14 protein-coding genes are annotated in these 15,003 nt (G+C 70.3%); 10 read left to right on the top strand and 4 right to left on the bottom strand.

Translation table 11 applies throughout. From position 1 onward, the window contains the following. Positions 1-8: 8 nt before the first annotated feature. Positions 9-2,225 carry a TonB-dependent receptor plug domain-containing protein gene (locus RMP06_RS11605; RefSeq protein WP_310461940.1) on the bottom strand — a complete coding sequence of 739 codons (2,217 nt, stop codon included), beginning with the start codon at positions 2,223-2,225 and terminating at the stop codon, positions 9-11. 40 nt (positions 2,226-2,265) lie between these two features. Between RMP06_RS11605 and coaBC the strand changes: the two genes are divergently transcribed. From coaBC to RMP06_RS11630, 5 genes are read left to right on the top strand one after another with little or no spacing between them, the layout of a single operon-like run. Further along, a complete protein-coding gene (coaBC, locus tag RMP06_RS11610) occupies positions 2,266-3,522 on the top strand; it encodes a bifunctional phosphopantothenoylcysteine decarboxylase/phosphopantothenate--cysteine ligase CoaBC (protein WP_310461941.1) in 1,257 nt (418 codons plus the stop codon). 10 nt (positions 3,523-3,532) lie between these two features. Beyond that, positions 3,533-4,279 carry a MotA/TolQ/ExbB proton channel family protein gene (locus tag RMP06_RS11615; RefSeq protein ID WP_409050154.1) on the top strand — a complete coding sequence of 249 codons (747 nt, stop codon included), beginning with the start codon at positions 3,533-3,535 and terminating at the stop codon, positions 4,277-4,279. Between the two features lie 3 nt (positions 4,280-4,282). Next, on the top strand, positions 4,283-4,717 hold the full coding sequence (locus tag RMP06_RS11620; protein ID WP_310461942.1) for an ExbD/TolR family protein: 435 nt from the start codon (positions 4,283-4,285) through the stop codon (positions 4,715-4,717). Between the two features lie 29 nt (positions 4,718-4,746). Continuing rightward, positions 4,747-5,184 carry an ExbD/TolR family protein gene (locus tag RMP06_RS11625; protein ID WP_310461943.1) on the top strand — a complete coding sequence of 146 codons (438 nt, stop codon included), beginning with the start codon at positions 4,747-4,749 and terminating at the stop codon, positions 5,182-5,184. 20 nt (positions 5,185-5,204) lie between these two features. Further along, a complete protein-coding gene (locus RMP06_RS11630; RefSeq protein WP_310461944.1) occupies positions 5,205-5,906 on the top strand; it encodes an energy transducer TonB in 702 nt (233 codons plus the stop codon). Here RMP06_RS11630 and RMP06_RS11635 read toward each other — a convergent pair. Together RMP06_RS11635 and RMP06_RS11640 are read right to left on the bottom strand one after the other, a co-directional pair. Then, a complete protein-coding gene (locus RMP06_RS11635; RefSeq protein ID WP_310461945.1) occupies positions 5,887-6,963 on the bottom strand; it encodes a branched-chain amino acid ABC transporter permease in 1,077 nt (358 codons plus the stop codon). The genes RMP06_RS11630 and RMP06_RS11635 overlap by 20 nt on opposite strands. Then, positions 6,960-7,934, bottom strand: coding sequence for a helix-turn-helix domain-containing protein (locus RMP06_RS11640; RefSeq protein WP_310461946.1), 975 nt, complete (start codon positions 7,932-7,934; stop codon positions 6,960-6,962). The genes RMP06_RS11635 and RMP06_RS11640 overlap by 4 nt, the downstream gene beginning before the upstream one ends. 139 nt (positions 7,935-8,073) lie before the next feature. Between RMP06_RS11640 and RMP06_RS11645 the strand changes: the two genes are divergently transcribed. The 5 genes from RMP06_RS11645 to RMP06_RS11665 are packed head-to-tail and all read left to right on the top strand — an operon-like array spanning position 8,074 to position 14,362. Continuing rightward, positions 8,074-9,516 carry an NAD-dependent succinate-semialdehyde dehydrogenase gene (locus RMP06_RS11645; RefSeq protein WP_310461947.1) on the top strand — a complete coding sequence of 481 codons (1,443 nt, stop codon included), beginning with the start codon at positions 8,074-8,076 and terminating at the stop codon, positions 9,514-9,516. 21 nt (positions 9,517-9,537) lie between these two features. Next, positions 9,538-10,902: an aminotransferase class III-fold pyridoxal phosphate-dependent enzyme gene (locus tag RMP06_RS11650; protein WP_310461948.1), complete on the top strand. Its 1,365-nt coding sequence runs from the start codon at positions 9,538-9,540 to the stop codon at positions 10,900-10,902. Then, the gene (locus tag RMP06_RS11655) at positions 10,899-12,149 is read left to right on the top strand and encodes a Tm-1-like ATP-binding domain-containing protein (protein WP_310461949.1); all 1,251 of its coding nucleotides are present in this window, start codon (positions 10,899-10,901) and stop codon (positions 12,147-12,149) included. The genes RMP06_RS11650 and RMP06_RS11655 overlap by 4 nt, the downstream gene beginning before the upstream one ends. Then, on the top strand, positions 12,146-12,817 hold the full coding sequence (locus tag RMP06_RS11660; protein ID WP_310461950.1) for an HAD-IA family hydrolase: 672 nt from the start codon (positions 12,146-12,148) through the stop codon (positions 12,815-12,817). Before RMP06_RS11655 ends, RMP06_RS11660 begins: the two co-directional genes overlap by 4 nt. A gap of 36 nt (positions 12,818-12,853) precedes the next feature. Beyond that, positions 12,854-14,362: an APC family permease gene (locus RMP06_RS11665; RefSeq protein WP_310461951.1), complete on the top strand. Its 1,509-nt coding sequence runs from the start codon at positions 12,854-12,856 to the stop codon at positions 14,360-14,362. Between the two features lie 82 nt (positions 14,363-14,444). Here the strand turns inward: RMP06_RS11665 and efp are convergent, their stop codons facing one another. Further along, positions 14,445-14,999, bottom strand: a complete 555-nt coding sequence (efp, locus tag RMP06_RS11670) for an elongation factor P (protein ID WP_310461952.1) — start codon at positions 14,997-14,999, stop codon at positions 14,445-14,447. Positions 15,000-15,003 lie beyond the last annotated feature (4 nt).

Consider the following 15,003-nt stretch of genomic DNA (forward strand, 5'->3'; position numbering starts at 1 on the left):
CGTTCCGGTCAGAGCTTCATTTCCAGCCGCAGCGCCCAGGCGGTGCTGCCAGGGTTGCTGGTCGTCGCCACCTGCCGGGTGGTGGCGGTGGTGACGGTCGCGCTGTTGACGTTGTCCAGCGGCAGCGCGTTGCTCACCGAGGCCCGCAGCTGCAGCTCGGGCGAGAAGGTCCACAGCGCGTAGGCATCGATCACCCGCCGCGTGTCCACGGTGTTGCGCTGGTTGTCGCTCAGGCGGATGGCGTAGTCCGGCGTGAAGTTGAGGCTGGCCCCCAGCGTCAGTGGCAGGCCACGAAAACGCCAGTCGCCGCCGAGATTCGCGCTCCAGTCCGGCTGTTTGTCGAGCCGGTTGTCCGGTCCGCCGATGCTGTTCACCCGGGAGCGGAAGGCGCTCACATTGGCGCGCAGCTCCAGCGGCGGCGCTCCCTCTGCGAGCAGCTCGCTCAGGCGGAACTTGGCCTCCAGCTCGACCCCGCGGGTCACGGCGTCGCCAATGTTCTGCGGGCGAGACACCCAGCGTTGCACCCCTCCGACGGTTTCCAGCGTGGTCTGCGCGCGAATGAGCTGGTCGATGCGGCGCTCGAACACGCCGATGCTCAGCACGCCGCCGGCCGCCAGGTAGTGCTCGAATGCGAGGTCCAGTCCAGTCGCCAGCTCGGGCTTGAGCTGCGGATTGCCCGCGCGGTCGGGGTTGGTTTCGAGGTTGGTGCCAGTGGCTTCACTGCGGCGCGCGATCAGATTGGCCAGGGTCGGCGCACGGTAGCTGCGCGTCAGGCTCAGGCGCACCTGGTCCTTGCCGCCTTCCACCGGTTTCCATGCCACGTGGAACAGCGGAGTCACCACGCCGCTGCGGCTGCTGACCTGACCATCCGCGGCGTCGCTGGTGGTGTCGATGGCCTCCCAGCGCAAGCCGCCCTGCAGCGACCATTGCGGCGTCACCGTCCATTCGTCCTGCGCCCACAGCGCCCGGCGCAGCGTGCGCGCCTGCAGGGTGTCGCCGACCTCGCCATTGAGCGAGCGGGTGCCGGTGGCGCTGGTTTCCAGCGTCGTGCGGGTCTCGTCGCGGCGGTTGTGCTCGGCTTCCCAGCCGAGCGAGAGCAGATGTGCGCCGTCACCCGCGCTGCGGCTGAGCTTGCCGCCCGTGCTCAGGCCACGGTCCTGGCCCGCACGCTCGTCGTCGATGCGGCGCAGCACCGCGCCGCTGCCATCACGCTCGTTGCGCACGCTGTCGCCTGCGCCGCGTCCCAGGCTGCCGCCGGCCTTCAGCTCCAGGCGCAGGCCGCTGTCGAAGCGGGTCTGCCACTGGGCGTTGAGCCGCCCGAGCGCGAAGCGGCCGGTGCCGGTGCGGTCGGCCGTGGCGTAGTCCGGCACGGCGGCCGGGTCGAGGGACTGCAGCGTCTGCGCACTCTGGCTGCGCGATTCGGACAGGATGACAAACGGCATCAGCGCAAACGTCTCGCCGGCGCCAAGTCGCCATTGCAGGCGCCCGCCGGCATGGAGCGACTGGCGGCGCGAGGACTCGTCGGTGATGCGCCGCTCGTCGAGCGTCGTGGCGCCATCCGCCAGGCGTGTCTCGACGGTGTGGACGTCCGTGTGGTCGAGGTCGCGGCCGCTGTGGAAGTTGGTCGAGAGGTTGTAGCTGAAGTCGTCGAGTTGTTCGGCGCGGGTCCAGCTCAGGTCGGGTTTCCAGGCACCTTCGTCGTGGGCCACGCGCAGGTGGACATTGTTCAGCCGCTGGCGCACCGACTCGCGCAGCACGATGTTGATCGTGCCGGCGATGGCCTGTGCGCCGGTCTCGGCGGTGGGGCCGCGGGTGATCTCGATGCGCTCGACCTGGTCGGGGGTGAGCGAGTCCAGCGCCATGCCGTAGGGCATGCGCTCGCCGTTGAGCAGGATCTGGGTGTAGCCGCTGCCCAGGCCGCGCATGCGCACGTCGCCGCCGCGCCCGGGCCGCCCGCCGCCCAGCGTCACGCCGGGCAGGCGCTTGAGCACCTCGCTGACGGTGGCGTCGCCCATGCGCTCGATTTCCTCGCGGCCGACCACCGTCTTGGCGGCCGTCGACTGCTGGCGCTGCGCCGTGTCGGTGGGCGCCGTGCGGCGAATCTCGACGCGCTCCAGCGTGGCCGCTGGCGGGGTGGAGGGCGCTGGCGGCGCATCGGCAGTCTGGGCGTGGACCGCGCTGGCGAGCAGCAGCAACGAGGAGGGCAGGGAGGGCAGGGTACGCATGGACCGCATTGTCTCGCCAGTCTCGCTAGACTCCCGGCCCATGACTGAAACCCTGCGTTCCCGCCCTGATCTCGCCGGCCGCCGCCTTGTGCTCGGCCTCACTGGCGGCATCGCCTGCTACAAGAGTGCCGAGCTGCTGCGGCTGCTGGTCAAGGCCGGGGCCGAGGTCCACGTCGCGATGACCGACGGCGCCCAGCGCTTCATCACCACCGAGACGATGCAGGCCCTGTCCGGCCACCCCGTCGCCACCGACACCTGGGATGCCCGCGAACCCAACGGCATGCCCCACATCAACCTGACCCGCGGCGCGGATGCGGTGCTCGTCGCTCCGGCCAGTGCCGACTTCATCGCCCGCCTTGCGCAGGGCCGCGCCGACGACCTGCTCAGCCTGACCTGTCTCGCCCGTCCGCTCGCCAGCGGGGCCGCCGATGCGCACCCGGTGCCGCTGATCCTTGCGCCCGCCATGAACCGCGAGATGTGGGCCCACCCGGCCACGCAGCGCAATCTGGCGCAGGTCCAGGCCGATGGTGCATGGGTGCTGGGCGTGGACGCGGGTGCGCAGGCCTGTGGCGAGATCGGCGACGGCCGGATGATCGAGCCGGCCGCGATCGTCGAAGACCTGATTGCCGCGCTGTCGCCCAAGCCACTGGCGGGCAAGCGGGTACTGATCACGGCCGGCCCCACCTTCGAGGCGATCGACCCCGTGCGTGGCATCACCAACCTGTCGAGCGGGAAGATGGGTTTCTCGCTGGCCCGTGCGGCCCGCGAGGCCGGGGCCGACGTGACGCTGGTGGCGGGCCCGGTCCATCTGGAGACGCCGCGCGGTGTGCGGCGCATCGATGTCCGCTCGGCGCAGCAGATGCACGATGTCGTGCTGCCAGCCGCGCCGCAGCACGATCTCTTCATCGCCACCGCCGCGGTCGCCGACTGGCGCCCGGCCAGCCTGTCTGCACACAAGATCAAGAAGGCTGGCAAGAAGGTGGCGCCGACCTTCGAGTTGAGCGAGAACCCGGACATCCTGGCCGCTGTGGCTGCGTTGCCTGACCGGCCGTTCTGCGTGGGCTTTGCCGCCGAGAGCGAGAGGCTCGAACACCACGCCCGCGAGAAGCTGCTGCGCAAGAACGTGCCGCTCATCGTCGGCAATCTCGGCCCGGCCACCTTCGGGCGTGACGACAACGCACTGCTGCTGGTCGATGCCGATGGCGCCCGCGCGCTGCCCGAAGACGGCAGCCGCTGCGACAAGCAGGCGCTGGCGCGTGCGCTGATCGCCGACGTGGCGAGGCGCATGGCCGACTGAAATCCTGACGATCCCGAGGCGCTATAGTCGCCGCCGTTCCCACCCAACCCCCGGAGCCTCCGCCTTGGACGCCAGCAATCCCTACGGCCTCGCCGCCCTCTGGTCCGGCTCGGACCTCGTCGCCAAGACCGTGCTGCTGATCCTCGTGGTCATGTCCGCGGGCAGCTGGTACATCCTCATCGTCAAGTGGATCGAGCAGCAGCGCATGCTGACCCAGGCCAAGGCGACCGAGGCGTTCTGGACCGCGTCCAGTGTTGCGCAAGGCGTGGACACGCTCGGCGTGGGCAGCCCCTTCCGCTTCATTGCCCAGGCGGGGGCGGATGCCTCGGTCAAGCACGCCGGCCTGCTCGGCCAGATCGACCTGAATACCTGGATCACGATGTCGATCCAGCGCGCCATCGAGCGGGTGCAGGGGCGCTTGCAGAACGGGCTGGCCTTTCTGGCGACTGTGGGCTCGACCGCGCCGTTCGTCGGCCTGTTCGGCACCGTCTGGGGCATCTACCACGCGCTCACCGCCATCGGTGTCGCGGGGCAGGCCAGCATCGACAAGGTGGCAGGGCCGGTCGGCGAGGCGCTGATCATGACCGCCATCGGTCTGGCGGTCGCGGTGCCGGCGGTGCTAGGCTACAACTGGCTGGTGCGGCGCAACAAGGCGGTGATGGACGAGGTGCGCGGCTTCGCGGCGGACCTGCACGCGGTGCTGCTGGCGCAGGCATCGGCGTCGGCGTCGTCGCAGTCCACATCGTCCAAGGGCTGAGACATGGCGCTGCCGCCCGGCCCGTTCGACGCCCCGGCGGGCGATGACGAGGTGCTCTCGACCATCAACACGACGCCGCTGGTGGACGTGATGCTGGTGCTGCTGATCATCTTCCTGATCACGATTCCGGTCGTCACCACGTCGATCAAGGTCGATCTGCCGCTGGAGCGCCTGAACCCGCGCCAAAGCAAGCCGGAGAACATCGTGCTCTCGGTCGATGCGAAGGGCGTCGTCTACTGGCACGACACGCCGCTGCCCAGCGCCGAGGCGCTGGTCGAGCGGCTGAAGAAGGTGGCCGTGCAGTCGCCGCAGCCCGAGGTCCACGTCCGGGGTGATCGCTCGGCGGCGTATGCGCCGGTCGGGCGGGTCGTGCTGGCGTGTCAGCGTGCCGGGATGGCCCGCATCTCGTTCATCACCGAGCCACCCGCGTTGCACTGACGTGGACGTGTAATCCCAAGGAAACCGCGATGGCGATGAACCTCGGCCCCGGCGACGGCCTGGCCCCCGGCAGCGATCCCGAGCCGATCATGGACATCAACACCACGCCGCTGATCGACGTGATGCTGGTGCTGCTGGTGATGCTGATCATCACGATCCCGATCCAGTTGCATTCGACCGACCTGAACCTGCCGACCGGGAAACCGCCAGCCAACGCCGTGCCGCCCGAGGTGGTGAAGATCGACATCGACCCGGCCAACGTCGTGTACTGGCAGGGTGTGGCGCTGGCGGACCGGGCGGCGCTGGAGGACAAGCTCAAGGCCGCCGCCGCGCAGGCCGAGCCGCCCGAGATCCACATCCGGCCGGATGCGCAGTCGCGCTACGACACCTTCGCGTCGGTGATGGTGTCGGCGCAGAAGCTGGGCCTGCGCAAGCTGGGCGTGGTCGGCGGGGAGCAGTTTCAATGAGTCCTGTGCGGCCAGGGAGCTTGCCCGAATTCGCACCGAACGCTGGCACGCCGCGCTGGGTCGGTGCGGGCGTGGTGGTCGGGCTGCATGTGCTGGTGGGCTGGGCGCTGATGTCGGGGCTGGCGCGCAAGGCGGTGGAGCTGGTGCGCCCGCCCATCGAGATGGCGATCATCGACGAGGTGAAACCGCCGCTCCCACCACCACCGCCCCCGCCGCCACCCGAGCCGCCGAAGGTCGTGAAGCTGCAGGACGCACCGCCACCCGCCCCCACGCCGCCGCCGAAAGCCTACGTGCCGCCCCCCGAGGTCACGCCCGCGCCGACGCCACCCGCCCCGGCGATCCAGGCGGTGCAGGCCGAGCCGCTGCCGAAGCAGGTCGAGATCAAGCCCCCGCCGCCACCCGCGCCCCCGGCCCCGCCCGCACCGCCGACGCCCCCTGCGCCTCCCGCCGCACCCGCGCGCGCCGAGGTCGGCCTGGCCTGTCCCGGCTACGCCGACATCATCCGCAGCACGATGGACGGCGCCTACGACCGCTATGGCATCACCGGCGTCGTGCGCGTCCGCATGACGGTGCGCGGCAGCCAGATCACCGACGTGACGCCGCTGTCCGGCCCGAAGGACTACCACCGCCTCGTCACCCAGGCGGCGCGGCGCTTCAAGTGCCAGGCCAGCGGGTCGGACGAGGTGCAGGTGACGTTCGAGGTCAGCGTGCGGGAGGATTGAGGCGCTCTGGCCGCGTCCACAGGCCCCGCGGACGCAGCACCATCACGCCGATCATCGCCAGCGCGATCAGCAACTGGCGCAGGATGTGGGCGTCCAGCCGCCCGTCCGTCATCGCCTGCAAGGGACCGACTGCGTAGCGCAGCACTTCCGGCAGCGCCGACAGCAGCACCGCCCCCAGGATCACCCCCGGCAGGTAGCCGATGCCGCCCAGCACGACCATCGCCACGACCAGGATCGATTCCTGCAAGCTGAACGACTCGGGTGAGACATAGCCCTGGAAGGTCGCGAACAGCCCGCCCGCCACACCGCCGAAGGTCGCGCCCATGCCGAAGGCGGCCAGCTTCAGGTTGCGCGTGTTCAGGCCCATCGCTTGCGCAGCCACCTCGTCCTCGCGGATGGCCATCCAGGCGCGGCCGATGCGAGAGCGTTCCAGCCGGTGGCAGACCAGCACGGCGAGCACCACCAGCGCGAGGAACAGGTAGTAGTGCAGCGTCACCGGCGGCAACTCCAGGCCCAGCACCACCTGCGTCCGCCGCAGGTCGAGACCGAACAGGTGCAGGTCGTCGATCTGGCTGATGCCGTGGGCGCCGTTGGTGAGGTTGACCGGGTGCGCCAGGTTGTTGAGGAAGAGCCGGATGATCTCGCCGAAGGCCAGTGTCACCACGGCCAGGTAGTCGCCGCGCAGTTTCAGCGTCGGCGCCCCCAGCAGCACGCCCAGCACGCCGGCCAGCCCGGCGCCCAACGGCAGCAGCAACCACCAAGGACCATGCAGGCCGGCCGGGAACATCGCCTGCACGGCGGGGAACTGCTCGAACAGGTGCGGCGAGGCCAGCAGCGCGAAGGTGTAGGCGCCCACCGCGTAGAACGCCACATAGCCCAGGTCGAGCAGGCCCGCATAGCCCACCACGATGTTCATGCCCAGCGCGAGCAGCACGTACAGCAGCGCCTGGTCGGCGATGCGCACCGGGCCGGTGCCCAGTTGCTGGAGCAGCAGCGGCGCCACGAGCAGACCGCCGGCCGCCAGCAGACGCCGGTACCGCCAAGGTGGACCGCTCATGCCCGGCGGCGCTCGACCGTGGCGGACGGGCACTCGCCGAACTGCCGCTTGTAGTCCGCCGAGAAAGCGCCCATGTGCCAGAAGCCCCAGCGGGCGGCGATGTCATGCACCGTGTCGTCGCCGTGGCGGGATGTGCGGCCCTTCAGCTCGCGCCGCGCCCCGTTGAGCCGGACCGCGCGCAGGTACTTCGACGGACTGACGCCCAGCACGTCGCGGAAGCAGTAGTCGAGCTTGCGCGGGCTGCTGCCGATCTCGGTGCAGACTTGCAGGATCGTGGGTGGGTCGTCGCGCCGGCCCAGCACGAGGTCGCAGGCCCGCGCCACCAGCCGCCGCCGTGCCTCGACCCCCTCCAGCGCCGAGGTGTCCACCCGCGATGGAATGGCCTCGATCCACTCGATCAGCAGCGCGTCCCGCAGGTGCAGCACCGCCCTCGGTTCGTCCAGCAGCGACGGGAAGGCGGCCAGCGTGTCCATTGCCTGCCGGTGCTGCCGCCGAACGTGTTCGGCCATGCCGGGGCGGGCGGTGATCACCATCTGCAGGTCCAGCCACGGTGACCACGGCTTCTGGTACAGCCCCGCCCACAGCTCGGCCAGCAGCGCGCAATCGACCACGACGCCGAAGTGCTCATAGCCGTCGGGGGTGGTCATGTCGAGGTCGTCGCCGCGGCCGACCATGAGCGTGTCGCCGCCGAGGGGTTGCCCATGGAAGAACGCCTCGCCCGGCAGCGTCGCCGCCAGCGCGAAGCCGACCGTGTCGGTGCCGATCTGGCCGGTCTGGCGCACCTGCCGGCTGGCCGATTCGCGCACCAGCCGCACGCCCGGCAACTGCACATGGCAGAACTCGCCCGCGAAACGCCCAGGCGACAACTGCTCGTAGCGCAGCGCCCAGCCGGCCTGCGCGGCGGCGTATTCGTCGATGTCGGTCGAGCGGTGGTCGCGGATCCAGGGTGTGGCGGGCGGGAGCGCAAGCATGGGCGTGACTGTGCGGCGCGGGGCTGGCGCCGGGGTTCAGGGTTTGCCCGTGGCCAGGGTTACGCAAACCTGATAACGCCCGCGGCCGTGGCGCTCCTATCGTGCGGTGGCTTATCCCAACGCCTGCACTGGAGAACGAATGGAGTACCCCGAACTCGCCCTGCACGTCGCCGGACAGTGGCTGACCCGTGCCTCTGGCGGCGAGCGCCCGGTGACCAACCCGGCCGACGAGACGACGCTGGCGACGCTGCCGCTGGCCGGCGCCGAGGAACTGGCCGCCGCCGCCGAGTCGGCCCGGCGCGGTTTTCTCGCGTGGCGCCGGGTGCGCGCCCATGACCGCTACGTCATCCTGCGCCGCGCCGCCGAGCTGATGCGCGAGCGCGCCGAGGCCATCGCCACCGTGCTGACGCTGGAGCAGGGCAAGCCGCTGGCCGAGTCGGTGCGCGAGGTGCGCCTGTCGGCCGACATCCTCGATTTCCAGGCCGAGGAGGGCAAGCGCCTCTACGGCCGCACCGTCGCGCCGCGTGTCGAGGGCATCCTGTCGCAGACCGTCGTGCGCCAGCCGGTCGGGCCGGTGGCGGCGTTCACCCCTTGGAATTTTCCTGCCAACCTGCCGGTGCGCAAGCTGTCGAGCGCGCTGGCGGCCGGGTGCAGCGTCGTGCTCAAGCCGGACGAGGAAACGCCGGGTACGGCGATGCTGCTGGTGCGCGTATTCCTCGACGCGGGCGTGCCGGCCGACGCGATCAACCTCGTCTGCGGCGATCCGGCGCAGGTCTCGTCCGCGCTGATCGCCCACCCGGCCATCGCCAAGGTGTCGATCACCGGCTCGGTCGCGGTCGGCAAGCTGCTGGGCGAGCAGGCGGCGCGCCACCTGAAGCGGTTCACGGGCGAACTCGGCGGCCACGCCCCGGTGATCGTCTGCGAGGACGCGGACCTGGCGTTCGTGCTCAAGAGTTCGCTGGCGGCCAAGTACCGCAACGCGGGGCAGGTCTGCGCATCGCCGATCCGCTTCTACCTGCCGCGCCGGCTGCACACGGTGTTCGCCGAGCAGTTCGCCGAGGGCGCCCGCCGGCTGCGACTCGGCAGCGGGCTGGACGCGCAGACGCAGATGGGTCCGCTGACCCACGCCCGCCGCCTCGATGACATGGAAGGCTTCGTCGAGGACGCGCTCGGCTGCGGCGCCCGGCTGCTGACGGGCGGGCGGCGTGTCGATCGCCCCGGTTTCTTCTTCGAGCCGGCCGTCTTCGCTGACGCGCCGCCCGCCTCGCGCCTGATGCAGCAGGAGCCGTTCGGCCCGATCGCGGTGATCCAGCCCTACGACACGCTGGGCGAGGCGATCGACGCCGCGAACGCGCTGCCCTACGGCCTCGGCGCCTACGCCTTCACCCGCGACCTCATGACCGCGCACCGCCTCGGCGAGGAGCTGGACGCCGGCATGGTCGGCATCAACCACTACGGCGTGTCGCAGCCCGAGATGCCCTTCGGCGGCTGGAAGGACAGCGGCATCGGCCAGGAGATGGGCGCCGAGGGGCTGCTGCACTACACCGAGCTGAAGACGATCACCGTCGGTGTTCCCAACTAAAAGAGAGAAGGAAGACCCCGAATGAGCACTCCTGAAGAACTCAAGCGCGACAACGCCCAGTACCTCTGGCACCCGATGGCCCACCCCGGCGCGATGAAGAAGTCCGCGCCGGACATCATCGCCCGCGGCGAAGGCTGTTTCATCTGGGACGTGGACGGCCACCGGATGCTTGACGGCGTCGGCGGCCTGTGGAGCAGCAACCTCGGCCACAGCAACCGCCGCGTGCGCGACGCGGTGGTGGCGCAGCTCGACGAACTGCCGTTCTACAACGTCTTCCGGGGCACGACGCACGTGCGCGCCATCGAACTGTCCACGCGGCTGGTGAAGCTGATGGCGCCGGAGAACGTCGCGGCGGTGCTGTTCTCGAACGGTGGCTCGGACGCGGTGGAAGGCGCGCTGAAGATCGCCCGCCAGTACTGGAAGCTCAAGGGCCAGGCCGACCGCTTCAAGTTCATCAGCCTGCGCCAGGGCTACCACGGCGTGCATTTCGGCGGCATGAGCGTCAACGGCAACACCAACTTTCGCCGCCCCTACGAACCGCTGCTGCCCGGCTGCTTCCATGTGGACACGCCGTGGCTGTACCACAACCCTTTCGGCCTCGACGACCCGGAAGCCCTGGGCCGCGTCTGCGCCGAGATGCTGGAGCGCGAGATCGTGTTCCAGGGGCCGGACACCGTGGCCGCCTTCATCGCCGAGCCGATCCAGGGCGCGGGTGGCGTGATCGTGCCGCCGGCGAACTACTGGCGGCTGGTCCGGCAGGTCTGCGACAGGCATGGCGTGCTGTTGATCGCCGACGAGGTGGTGACCGGCTTCGGGCGGGGCGGGGCGCTGTTCGGCACGCGGCTGTGGGGCGTCAACGCCGACCTGTGGTGCCTCGCCAAGGGCATCAGCTCGGGCTATGTGCCGCTGGGCGCCACCGCGATCGGCCGCAAGGTCGCCGAGGTCTTCGACACCGACACGACGGGCGGCGCGGCGGTCTCGCACGGCTACACCTACAGCGCGCATCCGGTTGCCGCTGCCGCCGCGCTGGCGACACTCGACCTCCTCGAAGAGCTGGACATCCCCGGCAACGCCGCCCGCGTCGGCGCCTGCTTGCAGGAACGCCTGCAGGCGCTGCACCGCTTCAGCTTCGTCGGCGACGTGCGCGGCATGGGGTTGATGGCGGGCATCGAGATGGTGACCGACAAGGCCAGACGCACGCCGATGCCGCGCACCAGTGACATCCCCGCCCGCGTGGCACGAGAGGCCTACCGGCGCGGCCTGATGGTGCGCATCTCCGGGCCGAACCTGATCCTGTCGCCGCCGCTGGTCATCACCCGCGAGGAGATCGACCAGCTCGTGGACCTCCTCGACGCCTCGTTCGCGGCGGTGGAGGCGACCCTGTGAGTGCGGACAACCTCCCGGCCGAGGCGCCCGTCATCCTGCTGATCGGCACCGTGGACACCAAGAGCGACGAGATTGGCTTCCTCTGCGAGCGGCTGGTGCAACTGGGCGCCCGGCCGCTGGTGATGGATGTCGGCGTGCTGGGCCGTGGGGGCGTCCAGCCGGACATCACGAACGAGCAGGTCGCGGCGGCAGCTGGCGTGACGCTCGCGCAGATCATCGACAGCGGCGACGAGAACACCGCGATGACGCGGATGGCCCAGGGCGCGTCGATGCTGGCGACGCAGCTCCACGCGCAGCGCCGCTTCGACGGCCTGCTCGCGCTCGGCGGCACGATGGGCACCGACCTGGCGCTGGACGTGGCGAACGCGCTGCCGCTGGGCGTGCCGAAGGTGGTGCTGTCCACCATCGCGTATTCGCACTTGATCCCGGCCGACCGCATCCCGCCCGACCTGATGATGCGGCTGTGGGCGGGCGGGCTGTACGGGCTGAACCGGCTGTGTCGCTCGGCGCTGGCGCAGGCGGCGGGCGCGGTGGTCGGGGCGGTGCAGGCCCGGCAGATCGACGACGACCCCCGGCCGGTGGTCGGCATGACCTCGCTCGGGTCGAGCGCGCTGAGCTACATGAAGCGCCTGAAGCCGGCACTGGAGGCGCGTGGCTACGAGCTGGCCGTGTTCCACACCACCGGCATGGGCGGCAGGGCGTTCGAGGATCTCGCCGCGCAGGGCTTCTTCGCGGCGGTGATGGACTTCAGCCTGCAGGAGCTGGTGAACCACCTCGGTGGCTCGTGCGTCACGTCGGGCGCCGACCGGCTGACCGGGGCGGGCCGTGCCGGGGTGCCGCAGATCGTGGCGCCGGGCGCGACCGACATGGTGGACTACCCGGCGTGGCACGTGCCCCCCGCCCGCTGGGCCGAGCGCAACGTCCACGCGCACAACCGGCTGATCGCGTCCGTCTGCATCGACCCCGCGATGCGCCGCGAGGTCGCGCAGGCCATCGGCGAGCGGCTGGCGGCGGCCACCGGACCGACCTGCCTGCTGCTGCCGACGCAGGGCATCGAGGCCTGGGACCGGCCCGGCCAGCCGCTGCACGACCCCGAGGGGCTGGCGGCGCTGATCGAGGAACTGCCGAAGCACCTGGGCGGCGGCACCGCGCTGGTCCGCGTGGATGCGCACATCAACGACGCGGCCTTCGCCGAGGCCGCGCTGGTGGTGTTCGACGACTGGCGCGCACGGGGGCTGATCCGATGACTGATCACACCCACCGCGCCCTGATCCTCGACTTCGGCGGCGTCATCAGCCGCACGCTGTTCGAGACGCACGACCTGACCGAAGCGGCGCTCGGCCTGCCACGCGGCACGCTGACGTGGCGCGGCCCGTTCGACGCCGACAGTGACCCGCTCTGGCAGGACATGCAGGCCGACCGCCTCACCGAGCGCGACTACTGGCTCGCCCGCACCCGCGAAGTCGGCCGCCTCGTCGGCGAGAACTGGGACCGGATGGAGACCTTCGTGCAGCGCGCCCGAGGGGCCGATGTCGAGGCGGTGATCCGGCCCGAGGCGGTCGCGGCGATCCATACGGCGAAGGCGGCCGGGTGCCGATTGGCGATCCTCTCCAACGAACTCGACCTGTTCTACGGCGCCGACTTCCGCCACCGGCTGGCGCTGCTCGGCCTGTTCGATGTGGTGGTGGACGCTACCCACACGCACATTCTCAAGCCCGATCCACGGGCGTATCAGCAGTGTCTGGACGCGCTCGGCCTGCCCGCGTCGGCCTGCGTGTTCGTCGATGACCAGCTTCGCAATGTGCTCGGCGCCCGACGGGTCGGGTTGCCGACGGTGCATTTCGATGTGCAGGCGCCTGGCGCCGGCTTTGCCCTGGCCCTGCAAGGGCTGGGGATGGTGTCCGATCCCGCGTGATCTGCGGGCAATTGACTGATAAAAGGAGACAAGTCCATGAGTTCTACCCCTTCCACCGCGCGCGCCGACGAGTCCGGCACGCGCCTGCGCTCAGGCCAGTTGGGCGTCTGGGCGATCGTGTTCTTCGTGGTGGCTGCTGCCGCGCCGCTGGTCGGCATGACCGGCGCGTTGCCCCCGGCCATCGCGCTCGGCACCGGCGCCGCCGCCCCGGGCGCTTACCTGCTCGTCGGGCTGATCCTGCTGCTGTTCAGCGTCGGCTACGCGGCGATGAGCCACCGCGTCACCAACGCGGGTGCCTTCTTCGCCTACATCGGGCGCGGGTTGGGCGTGAACCTGGGCGTGGCGGCGGCGTTCGTGTCGATCCTCGCCTACCTGACGATCCAGTTGTCGCTCTACGGCTTCTTCGGCGGATTGATGGCCGGACAGGCCGGGGGGCTGCCGTGGTGGGGCTGGGCCGCGCTGGCGTGGGCGGCGGTGACGGCGCTGTCGCTTTACCAGGTCGATGTCGGCGCGAAGCTGCTGGGCGTGCTGATGCTGATGGAACTGGCCTGCCTGGTCGTCACGTCGCTCGCGATCCTGGCCAACGGCGGGCCGGAAGGGCTGAACTTCGCCGCTTCGTTCAGCCCCTCGGCGGTGCTGGCGGGTGGCCTGACCGGCTCGGCAGGGATCGCGTTCGCGTTTGCCTTCGCGTCGTTCATCGGCTTCGAGGCCACCGCCATCTACGGCGAGGAATCGACCGACCCGAAGACCGCCGTGCCGCGCGCGACCTACCTGTCGGTGTGCGTGATCGCGCTGCTGTTCGCGCTGACCTCGTTCGCGGTGGTGACCGGGCTGGGCGCGTCGAAGGTGGTGGACCGCGTGATGGAGCTGACCACGGTGGACAAGGTGCCGCTGACCGACCCGTCGGCCGTGCTGTTCGCGCTGGCGACGCAGTACGTGGGCGGCTGGATGGCCAAGCTGATGGGCGTGCTGGTGCTCTCCAGCCTGTTCGCCGGGCTGCTGGCGTTCCAGAACTCGGCGAGCCGCTATTTCTACGCGCTGGGCCGCAGCGAGGTGCTGCCGGCGTCGCTTGGCCGCACCAACCGCTTCGGCGCCCCGGGCGCGGCGGCGTGGCTGACCTCGGCGCTGGGGCTGGCGGTGATCGCGGTGTTCGTCGTCGCCGGGCTGGACCCGATCCTGAACATGTTCTTCTGGTTCAGCGGGCTGGCGGTGGTGGCGATCGTGCTGATTGAGGCGCTGGTGTGCGTGGCGGTGATCGCGTACTTCGGCCGCCATCCGGGCGAGGAGGGCGTGTTCACGACCAAGGTCGCCCCGGTGCTGGCCGTGATCGGGCTGGCGCTCGGGCAGTACCTGCTGATGTCGCGCTTCGGGCTGCTGTCGGGCACGGCGGCCGAGGGCGTCGATCCGACCACGGCGGCGTGGGGCTTGAGCGGGCTGGGGTGGGGGCTGGTGCTGCTGCCGTATGCAGTGCTGGGGCTGGGGTATGGCTATGCCGTCAGCCGGCAGAGGCCGCAGGCGGGGCTGGTGGGCGACATGCTGACCTGACGAGCCACGCGCCACTGAGACAACAAAAAAGCGGCCCCTCGGGGCCGCTTCGCTTGCAAGGCGCGAATCGCGCTGGCATCGATCAGACGCGCTTGCGGTACTCGTGCGTGCGGGTGTCGATTTCGATCTTGTCGCCCTGGGCGACGAAGGCGGGCACCTGGATCTCGAAGTCGGTCGAGATCTTGGCGGGCTTCAGCACCTTGCCCGAGGTGTCACCCTTGACGGCTGGCTCGGTCCAGGTCACTTCGCGCACCAGCGAGGTCGGCAGCTCGACCGAGATCGCCTTGCCGTCGTAGAACACCACTTCGACGGGCATCGCGTCTTCGAGGTAGCTCAGCGCGTCGCCCATGTTCTCGGCTTCGACTTCGTACTGGTTGAACTCCTCGTCCATGAACACGTAGAGCGGGTCGGCGAAGTAGGAGTAGGTGCAGTCCTTCTTGTCGAGGATGACCTGGTCCATCTTGTCGTCGGCCTTGAAGACGACTTCGGTGCCGGAGTTGTTCAGCAGGCTCTTGAGCTTCATGCGCACGGTGGCGCTGTTGCGGCCGCCGCGGCTGTATTCGGTGCGCAGCACGACCATCGGGGCGGTGCCTTGCATGATCACGTTGCCGGCGCGGATTTCCTGGGCGATCTTCATGGGT

Source organism: Sphaerotilus sp., assembly GCF_031429695.1.
In the GTDB taxonomy this organism is placed as follows: Bacteria; Pseudomonadota; Gammaproteobacteria; order Burkholderiales; family Burkholderiaceae_C; genus Sphaerotilus.